This is a genomic window from Pseudomonas sp. G5001, assembly GCF_013385475.1.
In the GTDB taxonomy this organism is placed as follows: Bacteria; Pseudomonadota; Gammaproteobacteria; order Pseudomonadales; family Pseudomonadaceae; genus Aquipseudomonas.
This window is the reverse complement of sequence record NZ_JACAPZ010000009.1, coordinates 1-16,750: the sequence shown is the minus strand read 5'-3', so window position 1 is coordinate 16,750 and position 16,750 is coordinate 1. Positions and strand designations below refer to the sequence as shown.

Below are 16,750 nucleotides of genomic sequence, written 5' to 3'. Positions count from 1 at the left end.
CCAATTGGAGTTTGATGACCATGAGTGTGGAAACTCAAAAGGAAACCCTGGGCTTCCAGACCGAGGTGAAGCAACTGCTGCACCTCATGATCCATTCGCTGTATTCCAACAAGGAAATTTTCCTTCGCGAATTGATCTCGAACGCCTCTGACGCTGTCGACAAATTACGTTTCGAAGCCCTGTCCAAGCCTGAGTTGCTGGAAGGTGGCGCGGAACTGAAAATCCGTGTGAGCTTCGACAAGGACGCGAAAACCGTCACCCTCGAAGACAACGGTATCGGCATGAGCCGTGACGATGCGATCACCCACCTGGGGACCATCGCCAAATCCGGCACCGCTGATTTCATGAAGAACCTGTCGGGCGACCAGAAGAAAGATTCGCACCTGATCGGCCAGTTCGGCGTGGGCTTCTACTCGGCCTTCATCGTTGCCGACAAGGTTGAAGTATTCAGCCGCCGTGCCGGCCTTGCCGCCAGCGAAGGCGTGCATTGGTCTTCCAAGGGCGAGGGCGAATTTGAAATCGCCACTGTCGACAAGGCTGACCGTGGTACCCGCATCGTCCTGCACCTGAAGTCCGGTGAAGACGAGTTCGCCGATGGCTGGCGTCTGCGCAATATCATCAAGAAGTACTCCGACCACATCGCGTTGCCGATCGAGTTGCCGAAAGAACAAGCGGCAGCCGAAGGCGAAGAAGCCCCAGCCCAGGAATGGGAAGTGGTCAACCGCGCGAGCGCCCTGTGGACCCGTCCTCGTACCGAAGTCAAGGACGAGGAATACCAGGAGTTCTACAAGCACATTGCCCACGATTACGAAAACCCGCTGAGCTGGAGCCACAACAAGGTCGAAGGCAAGCTGGAATACAGCTCGCTGCTCTACGTACCGGCCCGTGCTCCGTTCGACCTGTACCAGCGTGAAGCACCGAAAGGCCTGAAGCTGTACGTGCAGCGCGTGTTCGTGATGGACCAGGCGGAATCGTTCCTGCCGTTGTACCTGCGCTTTATCAAGGGCGTTGTTGACTCCAACGACCTGTCGCTGAACGTGTCGCGGGAAATCCTGCAGAAAGACCCGATCATCGACTCGATGAAGTCGGCGCTGACCAAGCGTGTCCTCGACATGCTGGAAAAGCTGGCGAAAAACGAGCCTGAGCAATACAAGGGCTTCTGGAAAAACTTCGGCCAGGTCATGAAAGAAGGCCCGGCAGAAGATTTCGCCAACAAGGAAAAAATCGCCGGCCTGCTGCGTTTCGCATCGACCAACGGTGACGACGGCGAGCAGAACGTTTCCCTGGCTGAATACCTGGCTCGCGCCAAGGAAGGTCAGGACAAGATCTACTACCTGACCGGTGAAACCTACGCTCAGGTCAAGAACAGCCCGCACCTGGAAGTCTTCCGCAAGAAAGGCATCGAAGTGCTGCTGCTGACCGACCGCATCGACGAGTGGCTGATGAGCTACCTCAGCGACTTCGACGGCAAGAGCTTTGTTGACGTCGCCCGCGGCGACCTGGACCTGGGCAACCTGGATTCCGAAGAAGACAAGAAAGCCGCTGAAGAAGTGGCCAAGTCCAAAGAGGGTCTGGTTGAGCGAATCAAGACCGCCTTGGGCGATGCCGTCAGCGAAGTGCGGGTTTCCCACCGTCTGACCGATTCCCCGGCGATCCTGGCCATCGGCGAGCAGGACCTGGGCATGCAGATGCGTCAGATCCTGGAAGCCAGCGGTCAGAAGGTTCCGGATTCCAAGCCGATCTTCGAATTCAACCCGGCTCACCCGCTGATCGAGAAACTCGACGGCGAGCAGAGCGAAGAGCGGTTTGGCGACCTGTCGCACATCCTCTTCGACCAGGCAGCCCTGGCTGCCGGCGACAGCCTGAAAGACCCGGCCGCTTATGTGCGCCGACTGAACAAGCTGTTGGTTGAACTGTCGGTTTAACACCGTTGTAGAAAAACCCGCTTCGGCGGGTTTTTTCGTTCTGGAGCCTTTCACCTGGAGTAAATGATGAGCCAAATCACCGTGCGTTCCGTGGTCTATCAGATTGATGGCCAGTCTTATGAAAGCCGCCTGGCATTTGATGCCAGTCATAAGGGCCCGCTGCCAGGGTTGTTGATGGCGCCGAACTGGATGGGTGTCAGTGCCGGCGCTGAAGAGATCGCCAAGAGCGTGGCCAGCAAGGGCTACGTGGTGCTGCTTGCCGACCTGTACGGGCAAACCGTCCGCCCTTCGAACGGCGATGAAGCGGGTGCGGCGATGATGCCGTTGAAGAATGACCGGCCGCTGTTGAACAAGCGCATGCAGGTCGCGCTTGATCACCTGAAAACCCAGACTGAAGCGGCGGTGGATACCTCGAAGCTGGCGACCTTTGGTTTCTGCTTCGGTGGTTGCTGCTCCCTGGAGCTGGCACGTACAGGTGCAACGTTGAAAGCTGCCGTTTCGTTCCACGGCAGCCTCGACACGCCGAACCCGGCCGATGCAAAAAACATCAAGGGTTCCGTGCTGGTGTTGCACGGTGCTTCCGACCCGTTGGTGCCGAAGGAGCAACTGCCGGCGTTTGAAGACGAAATGAACGCCGCCGGTGTGGATTGGCAATTGCTGAGCTACGGCGGTGCGGTGCACTCGTTTACCGACCCGCACGCGAATGTGCCGGGCAAGATGATGTATGACGCGAAGACCGCTGCGCGGGCCTTTCAGTCGATGCATAACTTGCTGGATGAAGTGTTCAAGGGCTGATAGTTCGGTTGCCTGAGCTGGCCCCTTCGCGAGCAAGCCCGCTCCCACATTTTAACCGTGTACATCCTGAAGGAACGCGGTCGAAATGTGGGAGCGGGCTTGCTCGCGAAGGCTGTTTCACAGGCAATAAAGCGCTTAAGCCTTGCCTAGAGGCAACTCGATCCGCTCACTTTCCCCCGGCACTGTCGGCCAATCCCCAGCCGCCCAACGCTGCCGAGCCTGCTCGATCAACGCCGGATCACTCGCGACAAAATTCCAGTTAATCCGCCGTGGCCCATCCAGCGCCGCGCCGCCGAACACCACCAGGTGGCAATCAGTCTCGGCAAACAGCCCCATGCTTGCGCCTGCCGGCAACACCACCAGGCTATGCACCTCCAGCGCTTCGCCATCCAACTGCGCCTCACCCTCCAGCACATACACCGCCCGTTCTTCATGCTCATCCGGGATCAGCAGGGTGGTAGCCGTCTGCATCCGCACCTCGGCATACAAGGTGGGCGACAACACCGGCACCGGCGATTCGAGGCAAAAGCCATTGCCGGCAATCAGGCGAATCTGCACGCCGAGGTTATCGCTCACCGGCAAGCTGGCGGCTGGATGATGGCTGTAATGCCCAGGCCCTTGTTCATGTTCCTTGGGGGAGGCCAGCCACACTTGCAACCCGTGCAGGCTGAAACCACTGGCCTTCAACGCCTCGGGGCTGCGTTCAACGTGGGCAATGGCACTGCCGGCTGTCATCCAGCTGACGTCCCCGGCCTTGACCACCTGATCGGAGCCGAGGCTGTCCTTGTGCAGGAGTTCGCCTTCAAACAGGTAGGTCAGGGTAGACAGGCCGATGTGCGGGTGTTGGCGAATGTTCATGCCGGTACCCGGGGCATAACGGGTTTGCAGCATATGGTCGAAAAACACGAAAGGCCCGACGCTGCGGCATTGCCTGGAGGGCAGTGGGCGCAGGATCGGTTGGCCTTCCACATCTTCGGCGCGCGGGCGAATCACGGTCACGGTGGTCATGGTGCTTCCCAGTCTGAGCGGGTCTGATGGTACTGAGCATAACCCGCTCGACGGGAGGTTGCCGCTACTGGCTGAAGGCGCCTTCGGAGAGCCGGGTCTCAATGGTAACTTCGGCCGTGGTCATCAGCTTGTGCACCGGGCAGCGATCCGCCACGCGGTGCAGCTCGTCGCGCTGCTCGTCAGTGAGTACGCCCTTGAGGGTCAGTTTGACGTTGAGCTTGTATTTGCCCTTTTGCTCTTCGGTGCTGTCATGGGTGACTTCCACGGTCACGCCGGTCAGCGGTATGTCTTTTTTCTGCGCATAGAGCTTGACGGTCAGGGCCTTGCAGGACGCCAGTGCGGCGTCGAAGTAATCGTGGGGGGAGGGCGCCGAATCGTCACCGCCCAGGCTCTTGGGCAGGTCGGTAAACAGCTCGTGGTTATTGATATTGACGCTGTGGCGGAAGTTTTCGGCGTTCAGCGTGTTCACGGTAACAGGCATGGCAAACCTCACAGGGTGGCAGGAAGAAGCTCATGCAGTTATAGAGCATGCTGGCACGTTGGTGTTCCCCGTTGTTTACCGCTGAACCCGCAGGCGCGGTCCGAGGTCTACCGGCATTAGCCCTTGTTTGAGATACCCCCGTGCGCCGGACCCGCCTGAGTATTGCCCTGTTGCTGACCGCCGCAAGCCTTGCGGTGCAGGCTCGCGACTATGCCTACAGCGATGCACACCTGCATTACGTCGATTTCTTCCAGGAGTCGGCGGGCATGGATAAATTACTCAAGGCCATGGCCGATAATCGCATCGAGCATGTGATGATTTCCGGCATACCGGTGGCCAAGAAATGGCATGAGGACGAACCCAAGCGGCCGCGCTATTACGCCGGGGACGACGCCGACGCCTATTGGTACAGCGCCACCGACGTGTTCGTCGCCGATGCGGTCAATAAATTGAGCCCGGAGCAACGTCAGCGCTTTCATCCGTTCCTCAGTGGTTTCAATCCCAACGATAAAAATGCCGCATCCCATATCCAGCGCATGCTCGACCTCAATCCTGGGCTCTGGCAAGGCATCGGCGAAGTCTTCACCCGTCACGACGACCTGACCGCGCTGACCTCCGGCGACACCCCAAGGGCCAACAACGAGGCGATGACCCGCATCTATCACCTGGCCGCGGAGAATGATCTGCCGGTGATGGTGCATTCCAACATCACCTCCAAGCGTGAGAAAAATCCGTTGTACCTGGCGGAAATGGAAGAGCCGCTGCGTAATCACCCGCACACCCGGTTTATCTGGGCCCATGCGGGCAGCAGCATGGAGATCCATCGGCACCAGACGCAGATGGATTTTTTGCTGCCGACCCTGGCGCGCATGCTGGAGGCTTACCCGAACCTGTACGTCGACCTGTCCTGGAGCGTGCTCACGCCTTACTTGCTGGATGAGGCGGGAAAGGCACGCCCTGAGTGGGTAAAGCTGGTGGAGCGCTTCCCGGATCGCTTCATGCTTGGCTCAGACGTAGTAGGACGCTTCAACAAGCTCGGTAAGGAAATGCGCAGCTTTGACCCGTTCCTCGATGCGTTGCCTGAGGATGTGGCCAGAAAGGTCGCGCGGGACAATTTCCTGGCGATTCTGCCCAAGCCCAGGTGATGGGTTTAGCTGAATCGCTACAGCCGGGGCGGGGCGATCATAAGGCGTTTTGATATCGCGTTTTCGTCTTAGGCAAACGTCTCAACTCGCCGATACCTTTCAAGAGCCCGCTGCAGGTGGATGCAGCGCTTTTGGAAGGATTCCGAGCATGAATATCAGAAGTCTGAATATCGCCCCTCGCGCCGGCCTGGGGTTTGGTTTGCTGGCGCTGATGGTGTTTGCCCTGGGCGGGTTCGCCTTGTTGCAGATGGGCAATATGCGCCAGCAGTCTGACCAGGTGGAAAACAACTGGCTGCCCAGCGTGATGGCGGTGGGCGAGATGAATCAGGACCTGCTGCGGGTGCGGGCCCTGACGTTGCGGCTGCTGCTTAACCGCGACCCGCAGGCGATCACGCAGAATGAGCAGAAAATCACCGAGCTGAAAAGCGGCCTGCACAAGGCTCAGTCCCTCTATGAAGGTTTGATCGTGCTGCCTGAAGAGCGGGTGCTGTTCGATCGCTTTAAAACCGAGGAAGAGCGTTACCTGCAGCGCCAGGAACAGGTGATGGCGTTTTCCCGGGCGAATCAGTTGGAAGACGCGATCAAGGTGGTCAACGGCGAGATGAACCAGTTGGCCGACGAACTGGCCGGTACCCTGCGTGAGCTGGTGACGTTGAACAAGGTCAGTGCCAATCAGGCGGCGAGCCTGGCGCAAAGTGTGTTCACGCAATCGCGCAGTTGGGTGGTTGGCATGATTGCCGTGACGGCGCTGATCACCATCGGCCTGGCATTGTTGCTGACCCGCAGTATTGTGCTGCCGTTATCCCAGTCTTTGAAAGTCGCCCAGGGTGTGGCCAGTGGCGATCTGACCGGGGTGATTACTGTCAGCGGCCAGGATGAGCCGGCGCGTTTGCAGCAGGCGCTGAAAAGCATGCAGGAGAGCCTGCGGGAAACCATTCGGCGTATTTCCGATTCGTCCAGCCAGTTGGCGTCGGCTTCCGAAGAGCTTAGTTGCGTGACCGAAGATGCCACCCGTGGGTTGCATCAGCAGAGTCAGGAAATCGAGCAGGCGGCTACTGCGGTGAACCAGATGACGGCGGCGGTGGAGGAGGTGGCGAGCAACGCGGTGGCTACGTCCCAGGCATCGCGGGAGTCGGATCGTATCGCTCAGCACGGGCGCGAGCAGGTGCATCAGACGGTGTTGTCGATTGAGTCCCTGGCGGATGATGTGACGGCCAATGCGACTCAGGTGGAGGACCTGGCGCAGAAGGTGTATGGCATCAGCAAGGTGCTGGATGTGATTCGTTCGATTGCCGAGCAGACCAATTTGCTGGCGCTGAATGCCGCCATCGAAGCGGCGCGGGCCGGGGATGCCGGGCGTGGGTTTGCGGTGGTGGCGGATGAGGTGCGGGCCTTGGCCCATCGTACGCAGCAGTCGACCCAGGAAATCGAGCAGATGATCAGTGGGATTCAGCAGGGGACTGATCAGGCTGTCAGCTCCATGCAGCAGAGCAATACTCGGGCGCGGTCAACGTTGGATATCGCCAAGTCTGCGGGGACGGCGCTGGAGGAGATTGCTTCGGCGTTTACCCTGATCAACGAGCGCAACCTGGTGATTGCCAGTGCCTCGGAAGAACAGGCGGCGGTGGCGCGGGAGGTGGATCGCAATTTGATGAATATTCGCGATTTGGCACAGCAGACGTCGGCGGGGGCGAACCAGACCAGTGCGGCGAGCCAGGAGTTGTCGCGGTTGGCGGTGGATCTCAACACGATGGTGGCTCGGTTTTCGGTTTAGGTTGTTGGGGGGGGCATATCCGTTGCTGCGGTCACGGCGGCTTATGGTTTCGCTCTTACAGCGAGTCACTTTGCAAAAAAGCGGCAAAGTAACCAAAGCGCTCTGCCCCGCCTGTCGGCGGGGCGCCTAAGATCAAAAGCAAGAGCACGGCGGCCTGGAAGCCGACCTGAGTGTTAGAAGCAAAAGCAGAACCGCTTTTCTGTCGGAGCCGGCTTGCCGGCGAAAACCTGAGAACGCCGCGTTGAATCAGGATGCCAGCGTCATCGTTAACGACCTTCGCGAGCAAGCCCGCTCCCACATTGGACCGTGCCCGTTTTAGCTTTTGATTTTGCTTCTAAACACTCAAGCCTGAGCGAGGTGCCGAGTGATCGGGCAAGAGCGTTTTGCTTACTTTTGACTGGGCACGCATTCCGGCTTTCAAAAGTGAGCCACTGTAAGCGCGGTAAACGGGTAAAAAAACGCCCCGAACCAGTCGGGGCGTTTTCAGGCGATCAAGCTGCGAGAGCTTACTTACCCTGCCAGCGTTTCAGCACCAGGGTGGCGTTAGTGCCACCGAAGCCGAAGCTGTTGCTCATCACTGTATTGATGGTCGCATCTTCACGAGTCTTGGTCAGGATAGGCATGTCAGCCACGTCCGGGTCCAGTTCCTCGATGTTGGCAGAACCTGCCATGAAGTTGCCTTCCATCATCAGCAGGCAGTAGATCGCTTCGTGAACGCCAGCGGCGCCCAGGGAGTGACCCGACAGGCTCTTGGTAGAGCTGATCGCCGGAGCCTTGTCGCCGAATACCGCACGCACGCCTTCCATTTCCTTGGAGTCGCCGACCGGAGTCGAAGTACCGTGGGTGTTCAGGTAGTCGATCGGGGTATCAACGGTGGACATGGCCATCTGCATGCAGCGGATGGCGCCTTCGCCGCTTGGCGCAACCATGTCGTAGCCGTCGGACGTCGCGCCGTAGCCGACGATTTCCGCGTAGATCTTCGCACCACGGGCCAGGGCGTGTTCCAGCTCCTCGACCACCACCATGCCGCCACCGCCGGCAATGACGAAGCCATCACGGTTCTTGTCATAGGCGCGGGAGGCTTTGTCCGGGGTTTCGTTGTACTGGGTCGACAGGGCGCCCATGGCGTCGAACAGGAACGACTGGCTCCAATGTTCTTCTTCACCGCCGCCGGCAAACACGATGTCCTGCTTGCCCAACTGGATCTGCTCTACAGCGGTACCGATGCAGTGAGCACTGGTGGCGCAAGCGGAGGAGATCGAGTAGTTCACGCCCTTGATCTTGAACGGCGTGGCCAGGCAGGCGGAAACGGTGCTGCCCATGGTCCGCGTGACGCGGTACGGGCCAACGCGCTTGACGCCTTTCTCGCGCAGGATGTCCAGCGCTTCCATCTGGTTCAAGGTCGACGCGCCACCGGAACCGGCGATCAGGCCGGTGCGTACGTTGGACACCTGGTCTTCGCTCAGGCCGGAATCGGTGATCGCGTCCTTCATGGCCAGGTAGGCGTAAGCGGCTGCGTGGCCGACGAAGCGATAGATCTTGCGATCAATCAGCTCTTCGAGGGGCAGGTCGATGGAGCCGGAAACCTGGCTACGCAGACCCATTTCGGCATATTCCGGGTTGAAGCGGATGCCAGGGCGACTTGCACGCAGGTTAGCGGAGACGGTCTCTTTGTCATTGCCCAGGCACGAAACAATGCCCAGACCAGTGATAACGACGCGGCGCATGCGGATAACCCTTAAAAGTTGTCAGTGGAAGTGAATACGCCGACCCGAAGGCCTTCGGCAGTATAAATCTCGCGACCGTCGACAGTCACCGAACCATCGGCAATGGCCAGGTTCAGCTTGCCCTTGAGGACGCGCTTGATTTGAATGTTGTAAGTGACTTTCTTGGCGGTCGGCAAGACCTGGCCAAAGAACTTCACTTCGCCCGAACCCAGGGCGCGACCGCGGCCCGGCAGGCCTTGCCAGCCCAGGTAGAAACCGACCAACTGCCACATGGCGTCAAGGCCCAGGCAGCCCGGCATCACCGGATCGCCTTCGAAATGGCAGGCGAAAAACCACAGGTCAGGGGTGATATCCAGCTCGGCGACCAATTCACCTTTGCCGTACTTGCCACCCTCTTCGCTGATATGGGTGATGCGATCCACCATCAGCATGTTCGGGGCGGGCAGTTGCGCGTTACCTGGGCCGAACAGCTCACCGCGACTGCAGCGCAGCAGGTCTTCCCGAGTAAAGGCGTTTTGTTTGGTCATGCGAGCTCCTCAATAATCCCATGCGGCAGGGCAGGGCAAATCTTCCCGGCCGACTGAAGCGTTCATGCCTCATATCGGCAGCCTACACATAGACTATTGCGTTGTAGTGAAAGTCACAGCGTCAAGGTCATGAATGTACACTTGTGCACTGAAATTATAAACCGGGCCGGTTTACGGGCCCGTTCGGGTGCCTAAGACTGCCGCACTTTCGTCTTTCACGCCAGTCGCAGTTGGCTGATGGCACCGTGTTACTGCACCCATCTCTGCAGGATTTGCTGCAAATCCGTGCGTTTGAACGGCTTTGCCAGGTAATCGTTCATTCCAGCTGCCAGGCAGGCTTCGCGATCGCCCTGCAAGGCATTGGCCGTGAGGGCAATGATTGGCAGCTCGGCGCAACCGGGCAACTGGCGAATCTGCCGGGTAGCCTCGTAGCCATCGATGCCCGGCAGTCGGCAGTCCATCAGGATTGCGGTAAAAATCAGGCTCTCGGCGCTGCGAATCGCTTCGGCGCCGTCGGTGGCGATGCTCACCTCGAACCCCAGGCTGCGCAGCATGGCTTCGACCACCGTGCGATTGACCGGGTTGTCTTCCACCAGCAACACGTTGCGCCCTTCGCCCGCACGGCCATTGCCTTCGGTATTCGGCGCGAGCACCGGCAAGCTCTGCTGGTAGATCGCCAGCGGGATTTCCAGGGTGAACACCGAGCCGTGGCCTTCTTCGCTCTGGGCGCGCAGGGTGCCGCCCATGCGTTCGGCCAGGGTGCGTGCGATAGGCAGTCCCAGTCCGGTGCCGCCGTAACGTCTTGAAATGGAACTGTCGGCTTGCTGGAACGCATCGAACATCAGTTCCAGGCGCTCGGCGGAGATGCCAATCCCGCTATCGCGCACGGTGCAGGTGAACCACAGCAATTCATGGTCCAGGGTCTGCCAGTGGGGTTCGACGGTGACGGTGCCCTGCTCGGTGAACTTCAGGGCATTGCCGATCAGGTTCACCAAAATCTGCCGGATGCGGGTCGGGTCGCCCTGTACCTGCAGCGAGCCCAGGCCCTGGGGGATCGGCACTTCGAGCGCCAGCCCGCGTTGTTGGGCGGCGTGCTGGAAGGCCTGGGCGCAACTGCCGATCAGCTCCACCAGGTCGAACGGAATGTGCTCAAGCTCCAGGGCCGCGCGCTCGATGCGCGAGAAGTCGAGGATGTCGTTGATCACCTTCAGCAGGTGTTCGGTGGACTCCGAGGCCAGCGCCGCGTATTCGGTCTGTTCCTCCGTCATGTCGGTGGTTTCCAGCAGTTGCAGCATGCCCAGCACCCCGTTCATCGGCGTGCGCAATTCATGGCTCATCATTGCCAGGAAGTCCGACTTGGCATTGTTCGCCCGCTCGGCTTCTTCGCGGGTCTGGATCAACTGGGCCATGGCCTGGTGCTGTTCACGACTGGCCTGGTTCAAGCCATCGGCGAGGTTATTGATGTGGCGCGACAGGTCGCCCAGCTCCGAGTCATCCACGATGGGCAGCGGCGTCTGGTAATCGCCCTGCTGGATCGCCTTGACCGCATTGCCCATGGCGCTGATCGGTTGCGACAGGCTGGCCGCCAGGCGCCGGGCCAGCAGGAACGTAAACAGCAGGGCGAACAGCGCGAGAATCCCGGCCTTGAACAGGATTTCCTGCTGGCGCTGGCTGAACGCATCGTTGGACATGCCGACAATCACTCGCCCCAGGTAGTCCGCGCGCGGGGCCTTGGGCTCGGCAGTACTGTCCTGGAAGAAGTCATTGCCCAGCTGGATATGTTGCAGGCGAATCGGCGCCTGGAAGACTTTCACCGACAGCGAGCGATCGTGCTTCTCCGACGGTTGCTCGACATACACCAGGATATTTTCTGCGCTGTCCTGAATCTCCAGGAAGCGCACGTGCGGCGTGGCGAGGGTGGCCCGCAACAGGCTTTCAAGCACGTCGTTGTTGCCGGAAATCACCCCGTATTCGGTGGCCGGCGCCAGTTGGTTGGCGATCAACTGGCCGGTGTGGTCCAGTTCCTGGCGCAGGTCCTGGATCCGCACGAAGGTGAAGAAGCTGATCAACAGCAGCGTCAGCAGGAGTGCCGGGCCCAGGGTAATGAGCTGGGTCCGGGTGTTGATGTCCCAACGGCGACGAAATGTCATGGGCGTTTTTCTCCTTCGGCCAGGCGGGCGGCGACGTTGGTTTCGTCCACCTGTTCGATCCCCAGTGAGCGCGCAACCTGCGGGTTGCCTACGACTTTGAAACGTTCCGGGTACAGCGAGCGCGGCCAACTGGCCGGCGCATGATCCAGCAGGCGGTCGAGCACATCCAGCCAGTCGGTCTGATCGCTGTAGGTGCTGGCCAGGCTGCCGGCCTTGACGAACCCGGCGTTGGGCCCGACCAGTGGCAATTGCCTGGCGTAGCTGCTGAGCAGCAGGTTTTTCGCGGTTTTCGGGTTGTACAGCTGGGGATCATCCAGCCCCAGCAAGACGTCGCTGTTCTTGAACAGGCTTTGCAGCGGGCGACTGTCATTAATGTTTTCCCAAAGCTGGGGCACGATCTCCAGGCCCATGGGCGCGGCGTACTGGCGCAGCTCGCGCAGCAGGAACTCGCTGTCGATGCCATAGAGCACGCCGATGCGCCGGGCCTGAGGCAGGATGCCGGTGATCAGGCGCAGTTGTCGGTCCAGCGGTGGGTCGCTCCACAGCAGGCTGATCTTCGCAGGCAACGTGGCACCCAGGCGCTGGCGCGCTTGCAGGCGGCTGATGCGCAGCACCAGGGTCGGTGGGCCCTGGGCGTCTTGCAGGCGCCAGTCAAGGCTGGGCAGGTCCAGCAGGATCAGGCGGGTGCTGGTCGGCAAGTTTGCGGGGGCGGGCAGGTCCTTGAGCGGGGTGAACTTCACGCTGTCTTCGGGACGCTGCAGGGCCAGGGCCTGGACGAATGTTTGTACGCCCGGGCCGTCTTCGTCGGCGGTCAGCAGGATATCCGCTGCCCATGTCGGTGCGCCGAACAGTAAAACCCCAAGCAACACACAGCACCGCCAGAGCCGGGCGGTAAAGGGCAGGGTCATCCGTGACGAGTCGCTGTCCACTAGAACTCTAACTCCGCACTGAAGTAGAGCACGTGGCGTTGGTCATAGTTGTTGTCGGGCCAGGTGGTGGGCTGATTGTCGAGGCGTTGTTGCAACATGCCGGCCAGCTCCACGTTGGCTTTGCCCAAGGCAATGCGCTTGGCCACCCGCAGGTCGACCCGTTCGAAGCGATACTGGTTGAGCGCATCGTCGCCATAGTAGAACACCGCGCTGGACCAGCCATGGCCCCATTCCCGCATCCAGCCGGCCGAGCCGCTGTTGCGCGCGGTCTGCTGCCTGTCCAGGGGGTTGGTGGCGCTGGCATCCACATAAGCATAGGTGACGCGCAGCCGGTCGGCGGTGCTCATGTGCCAGTCGAGCTGGGTTTCGGTGCCGGTAAAGCGCGAGCTGTTCGAGTTGCTGGCGATGTACTGGTTGTTGCGCAGCGGCTCGCTGACCATTTCGCTGATTTCGTCGTAGAACAGCTTCACGTCGACGTTCAGCCCGATGTCGGCAAAAAAGCCGTTGTAGCCCAGCTCCCGGGAGCGCATCAGCTCTTTGTCGAGGTTGCCCGGGCCGCGGGTCACCACGAAGTATTGGCCGGAGTTCTGGCCGTAGGCCGGCGAGCTGAGGTTGGTGACGCGGTAGCTCCAGTTGACGTTGTTCTCGAACATGTCCGGGGAGCGAATGGCTTCGGAGTACACCGCGCGCAGGCCGTGGCGCGGGTTGATCAGGTAGTTGACGGCCACCCGTGGCGTCAGCGAGTTGCCGCTCAGGTGAGTGTCTTCGTACATCGCGCCGCCCTGCAGCAGCCAGTGTTCGCTGGCCCGCCATTCCAGGTGGCCGAACAGGCGCCAGGTGGTGTCGTCCAGGGTGCCGTTGAAGTAGGTGTCGGAGTCGGCGCGGTCGTAGCGGTAGTTCATGCCGCTGACCAGGCGCAGGCTGTCGGACAGGCTGAGGGTGTCTTGCAGCTCCAGGTCGTAGCGGCTTTCCTTGGTGCTTTGGTCGATGTTGCCGCAGACCGGGTCCTTGCCGCCGTCTCCCCATTGCTGGAGCACCTGGCGGGCCAGTGCCTGCTCGGCGGCGCTGCCGGGTGGGAGGTTGCCTGGGTTGAAGTTGTTCATGTGCCGGGCCAGTCGCTCGGCATAGTTGGGGTTGAGCTGCCACAGCTGCGTCAGTTCCGGGCTGAACGAGACCTTGGCATCGCACGCGCGCCAGATCTGCCGGCGATCCCACTGCTGGGCCGAACCCTGGATATACAGGCTGTGATCGGGGTTGAAATCGAAGTTCCAGCGCAGGGAACCGGCATAGTCCTTGGCGCTGACGTCGGAATTGTTACCGCCTTCGGTAATCCCGTCGAACACTGGTTGGTAGGTGTAAGGGCGCTGGTTGGTGCCTTCCTTGGCGTCCAGTTGCCAGTCGATGCTTTGTTGCGCATTCAGGGTCTGGCTCACGGCCAGGCTGAAGCGGTTCAGGCGGCGCCCGTCGCGGCGGTCAGCGCCCACGCGGTCGCTGTCAAAGCCATCGTCCTGTTGACCGGAGAGTGACAGGCGCAAATCGCCGGTGTCCCAGCCCATGCCCTGGCTGGCGTACCAGTCGTTGATCCCTCGGCCGCCCTGGGTGAGTTTCATCCGCGTGCCATGGCTGTTGGCCGGCGAGCGGGTGAGGATGTTGACGACGGCCATCAGCGCGTTGGCGCCGTAGCTGACGGTATTGGGGCCGCGGAAGACCTCGATGCGGTCGATGTCTTCCAGGGCTACCGGAATATCGCTCCAGTCCACCGTGGCCAGGCCCGCGCGGTACACCGAGCGCCCATCGATCAACACCTGCATGCGCCGCGCATCGCCCGCCTGGGTGCCGTGGTAATTCACGGCGGCCTGGTTGCCGGTGGTGTAGCCGACCATCATCCCGGGCACCAGCCGCAGCAGTTCGGGGATATCCCGTGCGCCGCTGGCCTTGATCAGCTCGCTGTCGATCACCGTCATGCTGCCGGGCACGGCGGCGGCCGATTGCTTGAGCCGGGTGGCGGTCAGCACCTGCGGCAGCGGCTGGCTGTCGAGGAACAGGTCGTCAGCCAGCACCGGCACACTGCACCACGGCATGCACAACAACGTCAGCAGAAGGGATGAGCGAGGAGGAGGGCCCAAATACACGGCACGGCCTTGATAATTACGGATAGCCGCCCATGTTAACTGAGGTGGGGCCTTTTGCCAGTCGTCGGCCCTGTAATTACTTCGCACAAATGTCGCATTTTCCGACAAGCGTTTGAATTGACGCGGGGGCTGGCCGCAGGCGGGTCGCTCCGTATAATGCGGCCATCGCCACTGCTATGGATTAACGGATTGCATATGACTGAACAGCGCCCTATTGCGGTCCTGGGAGGCGGAAGTTTTGGTACCGCCGTGGCTAATCTGCTGGCTGAAAATGGTCACCGGGTGCGCCAATGGATGCGTGACCCCGAGCAAGCCGAAGCCATTCGGGTCAACCGGGAAAACCCCCGTTACCTTAAAGGCATCAAGATTCTGCCGGCCGTGGAGCCGGTGACTGATTTACAGGCGACGCTGGACGAGTGCGACCTGTGCTTCGTCGCGCTGCCCTCCAGCGCTTTGCGTTCGGTGCTTGCACCCCATGCCGAGCGGCTGGCGGGCAAGCTGCTGGTGAGCCTGACCAAGGGCATTGAGGCGCACACCTTCAAGTTGATGAGCGAGATCCTTGAAGAAATCGCCCCCGAAGCGCGGATTGGCGTGTTGTCCGGGCCGAACCTGGCGCGGGAAGTGGCTGAGCACGCGCTGACTGCCACGGTGATCGCCAGTGAAGACGAAGAACTCTGCGAGCGGGTGCAGGAGGTGCTGCACGGTCGCACCTTCCGCGTGTACGCCAGTGCCGACCGTTTCGGCGTCGAGCTGGGCGGGGCGTTGAAGAACGTCTACGCGATCATCGCCGGCATGGCGGTTGCGCTGGGCATGGGTGAAAACACCAAGAGCATGCTGATCACTCGCGCCCTGGCCGAGATGACCCGGTTTGCGGTCAATCAGGGCGCCAACCCGATGACCTTCCTTGGCCTGGCGGGTGTGGGCGACCTGATCGTCACCTGCTCGTCACCGAAAAGCCGCAACTATCAGGTCGGTTTTGCCCTTGGCCAGGGCTTGAGCCTGGAAGACGCCGTGACGCGTTTGGGCGAAGTGGCGGAAGGCGTCAACACCCTGAAGGTGCTGAAGGCCAAGTCTCAGGAGGTCGGGGTGTATATGCCGCTGGTTGCCGGGTTGCACGCGATCCTGTTTGAAGGGCGCACCTTGAACCAGGTCATCGAGTTGCTGATGCGCGCCGAGCCTAAAACCGATGTCGACTTTATTTCCACCAGTGGTTTCAACTGAGGAACGCGTCATGAACGATCCGAAAGCAGCTCCCAAGTACGAATCCATTGGCCTGCGTGTGCTGTGGATGCTGGTGTTTGCCCTGGTGTGGCAAGTGGCGCAGTTTCTGCTGGGCGCGCTGGTGGTGGTGCAACTGGTTTATCGCCTGGTGTATGGGGCGCCGAACCTGGGGCTGATGAATTTTGGTGACAGCCTGAGTCAGTTTTTGGCGCAGATTGGGCGGTTTGGCAGTTTTCACAGTGATCAGAAGCCTTGGCCGTTTGCAGATTGGCCGACGCCCCGTGCACCGGAAGGTGAGGCTGCCCACAGTGTGCCGCCTGCACCGCATCCGGCGCGTGATGAGGAACCCAAGCTATGAAGGTGTGGGTGTTGCGTCACGGTGAGGCCGAGGGGCATGCGCGTACGGATGCCGAGCGTAATTTGACGGCCCATGGGCGCGATGAGGTGTTGCGCAGTGCGGCGCATCTGATCGGGCAGCCGATTCGGGCGATCATTGCCAGTCCGTATGTGCGGGCGCAGCAGACGGCGCAGTTGGTGCGGGAGGCGTTGGGGTTTGAGCCGGATGTCCGCACTGTGCCTTGGTTGACGCCGGAGAGTAATCCGTTGGAGGTGCTCAAGCATCTCGACAATGACGATGATGTGTTGCTGGTTAGTCATCAGCCGTTTGTGGGGGGGCTGATCAGTTATTTGCAGCATGGGCATTTTCGGCAGCCGCAGCCTATGAGTACGGCGGGTCTGGCGGAGTTGGAAGGGGACTTTCCGTTAGCGGGGTTGATGAGTCTTTTGAGTGTTCGGAATCCTTAATGTTGGTTTTGGGTACATATCCGTTGCTGCGGTAACGGCTGCTTATGGTTCCGCTCTTACAGCGGGTCACTTTTTTACAAACGCCTAAAAAAGTAACCAAAAAACGCTTTGCCCCACCACTCGGTGCCTCGC

At 60.5% G+C, this 16,750-nt stretch carries 14 protein-coding genes; 7 read left to right on the top strand and 7 right to left on the bottom strand.

Features of this window, described 5'->3' with window-relative positions; translation table 11 throughout:
• Nucleotides 1–20: 20 nt before the first annotated feature.
• Nucleotides 21–1,925, top strand: coding sequence for a molecular chaperone HtpG (gene htpG / locus HX805_RS08200; RefSeq protein WP_003210561.1), 1,905 nt, complete (start codon nt 21–23; stop codon nt 1,923–1,925).
• Nucleotides 1,926–1,991: 66 nt separating this feature from the next.
• Nucleotides 1,992–2,720, top strand: a complete 729-nt coding sequence (locus HX805_RS08195) for a dienelactone hydrolase family protein (RefSeq protein WP_087694452.1) — start codon at nt 1,992–1,994, stop codon at nt 2,718–2,720.
• A gap of 135 nt (nt 2,721–2,855) precedes the next feature.
• Here the strand turns inward: HX805_RS08195 and HX805_RS08190 are convergent, their stop codons facing one another.
• Both HX805_RS08190 and HX805_RS08185 read right to left on the bottom strand, forming a co-directional pair.
• Entirely contained in the window at nt 2,856–3,728 is an 873-nt protein-coding gene (locus HX805_RS08190) for a pirin family protein (protein WP_102369648.1), read from the bottom strand.
• A gap of 64 nt (nt 3,729–3,792) precedes the next feature.
• A complete protein-coding gene (locus HX805_RS08185; protein ID WP_003210558.1) occupies nt 3,793–4,209 on the bottom strand; it encodes an OsmC family protein in 417 nt (138 codons plus the stop codon).
• A 140-nt stretch (nt 4,210–4,349) separates the two neighbouring features.
• Between HX805_RS08185 and HX805_RS08180 the strand changes: the two genes are divergently transcribed.
• Both HX805_RS08180 and HX805_RS08175 read left to right on the top strand, forming a co-directional pair.
• The gene (locus tag HX805_RS08180; RefSeq protein ID WP_008434016.1) at nt 4,350–5,354 is read left to right on the top strand and encodes an amidohydrolase family protein; all 1,005 of its coding nucleotides are present in this window, start codon (nt 4,350–4,352) and stop codon (nt 5,352–5,354) included.
• 148 nt (nt 5,355–5,502) lie between these two features.
• On the top strand, nt 5,503–7,128 hold the full coding sequence (locus HX805_RS08175; RefSeq protein ID WP_003210555.1) for a methyl-accepting chemotaxis protein: 1,626 nt from the start codon (nt 5,503–5,505) through the stop codon (nt 7,126–7,128).
• A gap of 506 nt (nt 7,129–7,634) precedes the next feature.
• Here HX805_RS08175 and fabB read toward each other — a convergent pair.
• From fabB to HX805_RS08145, 5 genes are all read right to left on the bottom strand, one after another.
• Nucleotides 7,635–8,855 carry a beta-ketoacyl-ACP synthase I gene (gene fabB / locus HX805_RS08165; RefSeq protein ID WP_003210553.1) on the bottom strand — a complete coding sequence of 407 codons (1,221 nt, stop codon included), beginning with the start codon at nt 8,853–8,855 and terminating at the stop codon, nt 7,635–7,637.
• Nucleotides 8,856–8,866: 11 nt separating this feature from the next.
• Entirely contained in the window at nt 8,867–9,382 is a 516-nt protein-coding gene (gene fabA, locus HX805_RS08160) for a 3-hydroxyacyl-[acyl-carrier-protein] dehydratase FabA (RefSeq protein ID WP_003210552.1), read from the bottom strand.
• A gap of 248 nt (nt 9,383–9,630) precedes the next feature.
• Nucleotides 9,631–11,532, bottom strand: a complete 1,902-nt coding sequence (locus HX805_RS08155; RefSeq protein WP_008430252.1) for an ATP-binding protein — start codon at nt 11,530–11,532, stop codon at nt 9,631–9,633.
• On the bottom strand, nt 11,529–12,440 hold the full coding sequence (locus tag HX805_RS08150; RefSeq protein WP_052024261.1) for an ABC transporter substrate-binding protein: 912 nt from the start codon (nt 12,438–12,440) through the stop codon (nt 11,529–11,531). The genes HX805_RS08155 and HX805_RS08150 overlap by 4 nt, the downstream gene beginning before the upstream one ends.
• A gap of 20 nt (nt 12,441–12,460) precedes the next feature.
• Nucleotides 12,461–14,593 (bottom strand): TonB-dependent siderophore receptor, encoded by a 2,133-nt coding sequence (locus HX805_RS08145; protein WP_085984626.1) that lies wholly within the window; start codon nt 14,591–14,593, stop codon nt 12,461–12,463.
• Between the two features lie 195 nt (nt 14,594–14,788).
• On the opposite strand from HX805_RS08145, the gene HX805_RS08140 reads away from it, so the two are divergent.
• The 3 genes from HX805_RS08140 to sixA are packed head-to-tail and all read left to right on the top strand — an operon-like array spanning nt 14,789 to nt 16,618.
• Nucleotides 14,789–15,814, top strand: a complete 1,026-nt coding sequence (locus tag HX805_RS08140; RefSeq protein ID WP_003210548.1) for an NAD(P)H-dependent glycerol-3-phosphate dehydrogenase — start codon at nt 14,789–14,791, stop codon at nt 15,812–15,814.
• 10 nt (nt 15,815–15,824) lie between these two features.
• The gene (locus tag HX805_RS08135; RefSeq protein WP_003210547.1) at nt 15,825–16,172 is read left to right on the top strand and encodes a DUF4389 domain-containing protein; all 348 of its coding nucleotides are present in this window, start codon (nt 15,825–15,827) and stop codon (nt 16,170–16,172) included.
• Nucleotides 16,169–16,618 carry a phosphohistidine phosphatase SixA gene (gene sixA / locus HX805_RS08130; RefSeq protein ID WP_177116747.1) on the top strand — a complete coding sequence of 150 codons (450 nt, stop codon included), beginning with the start codon at nt 16,169–16,171 and terminating at the stop codon, nt 16,616–16,618. Before HX805_RS08135 ends, sixA begins: the two co-directional genes overlap by 4 nt.
• Nucleotides 16,619–16,750: the final 132 nt, after the last annotated feature.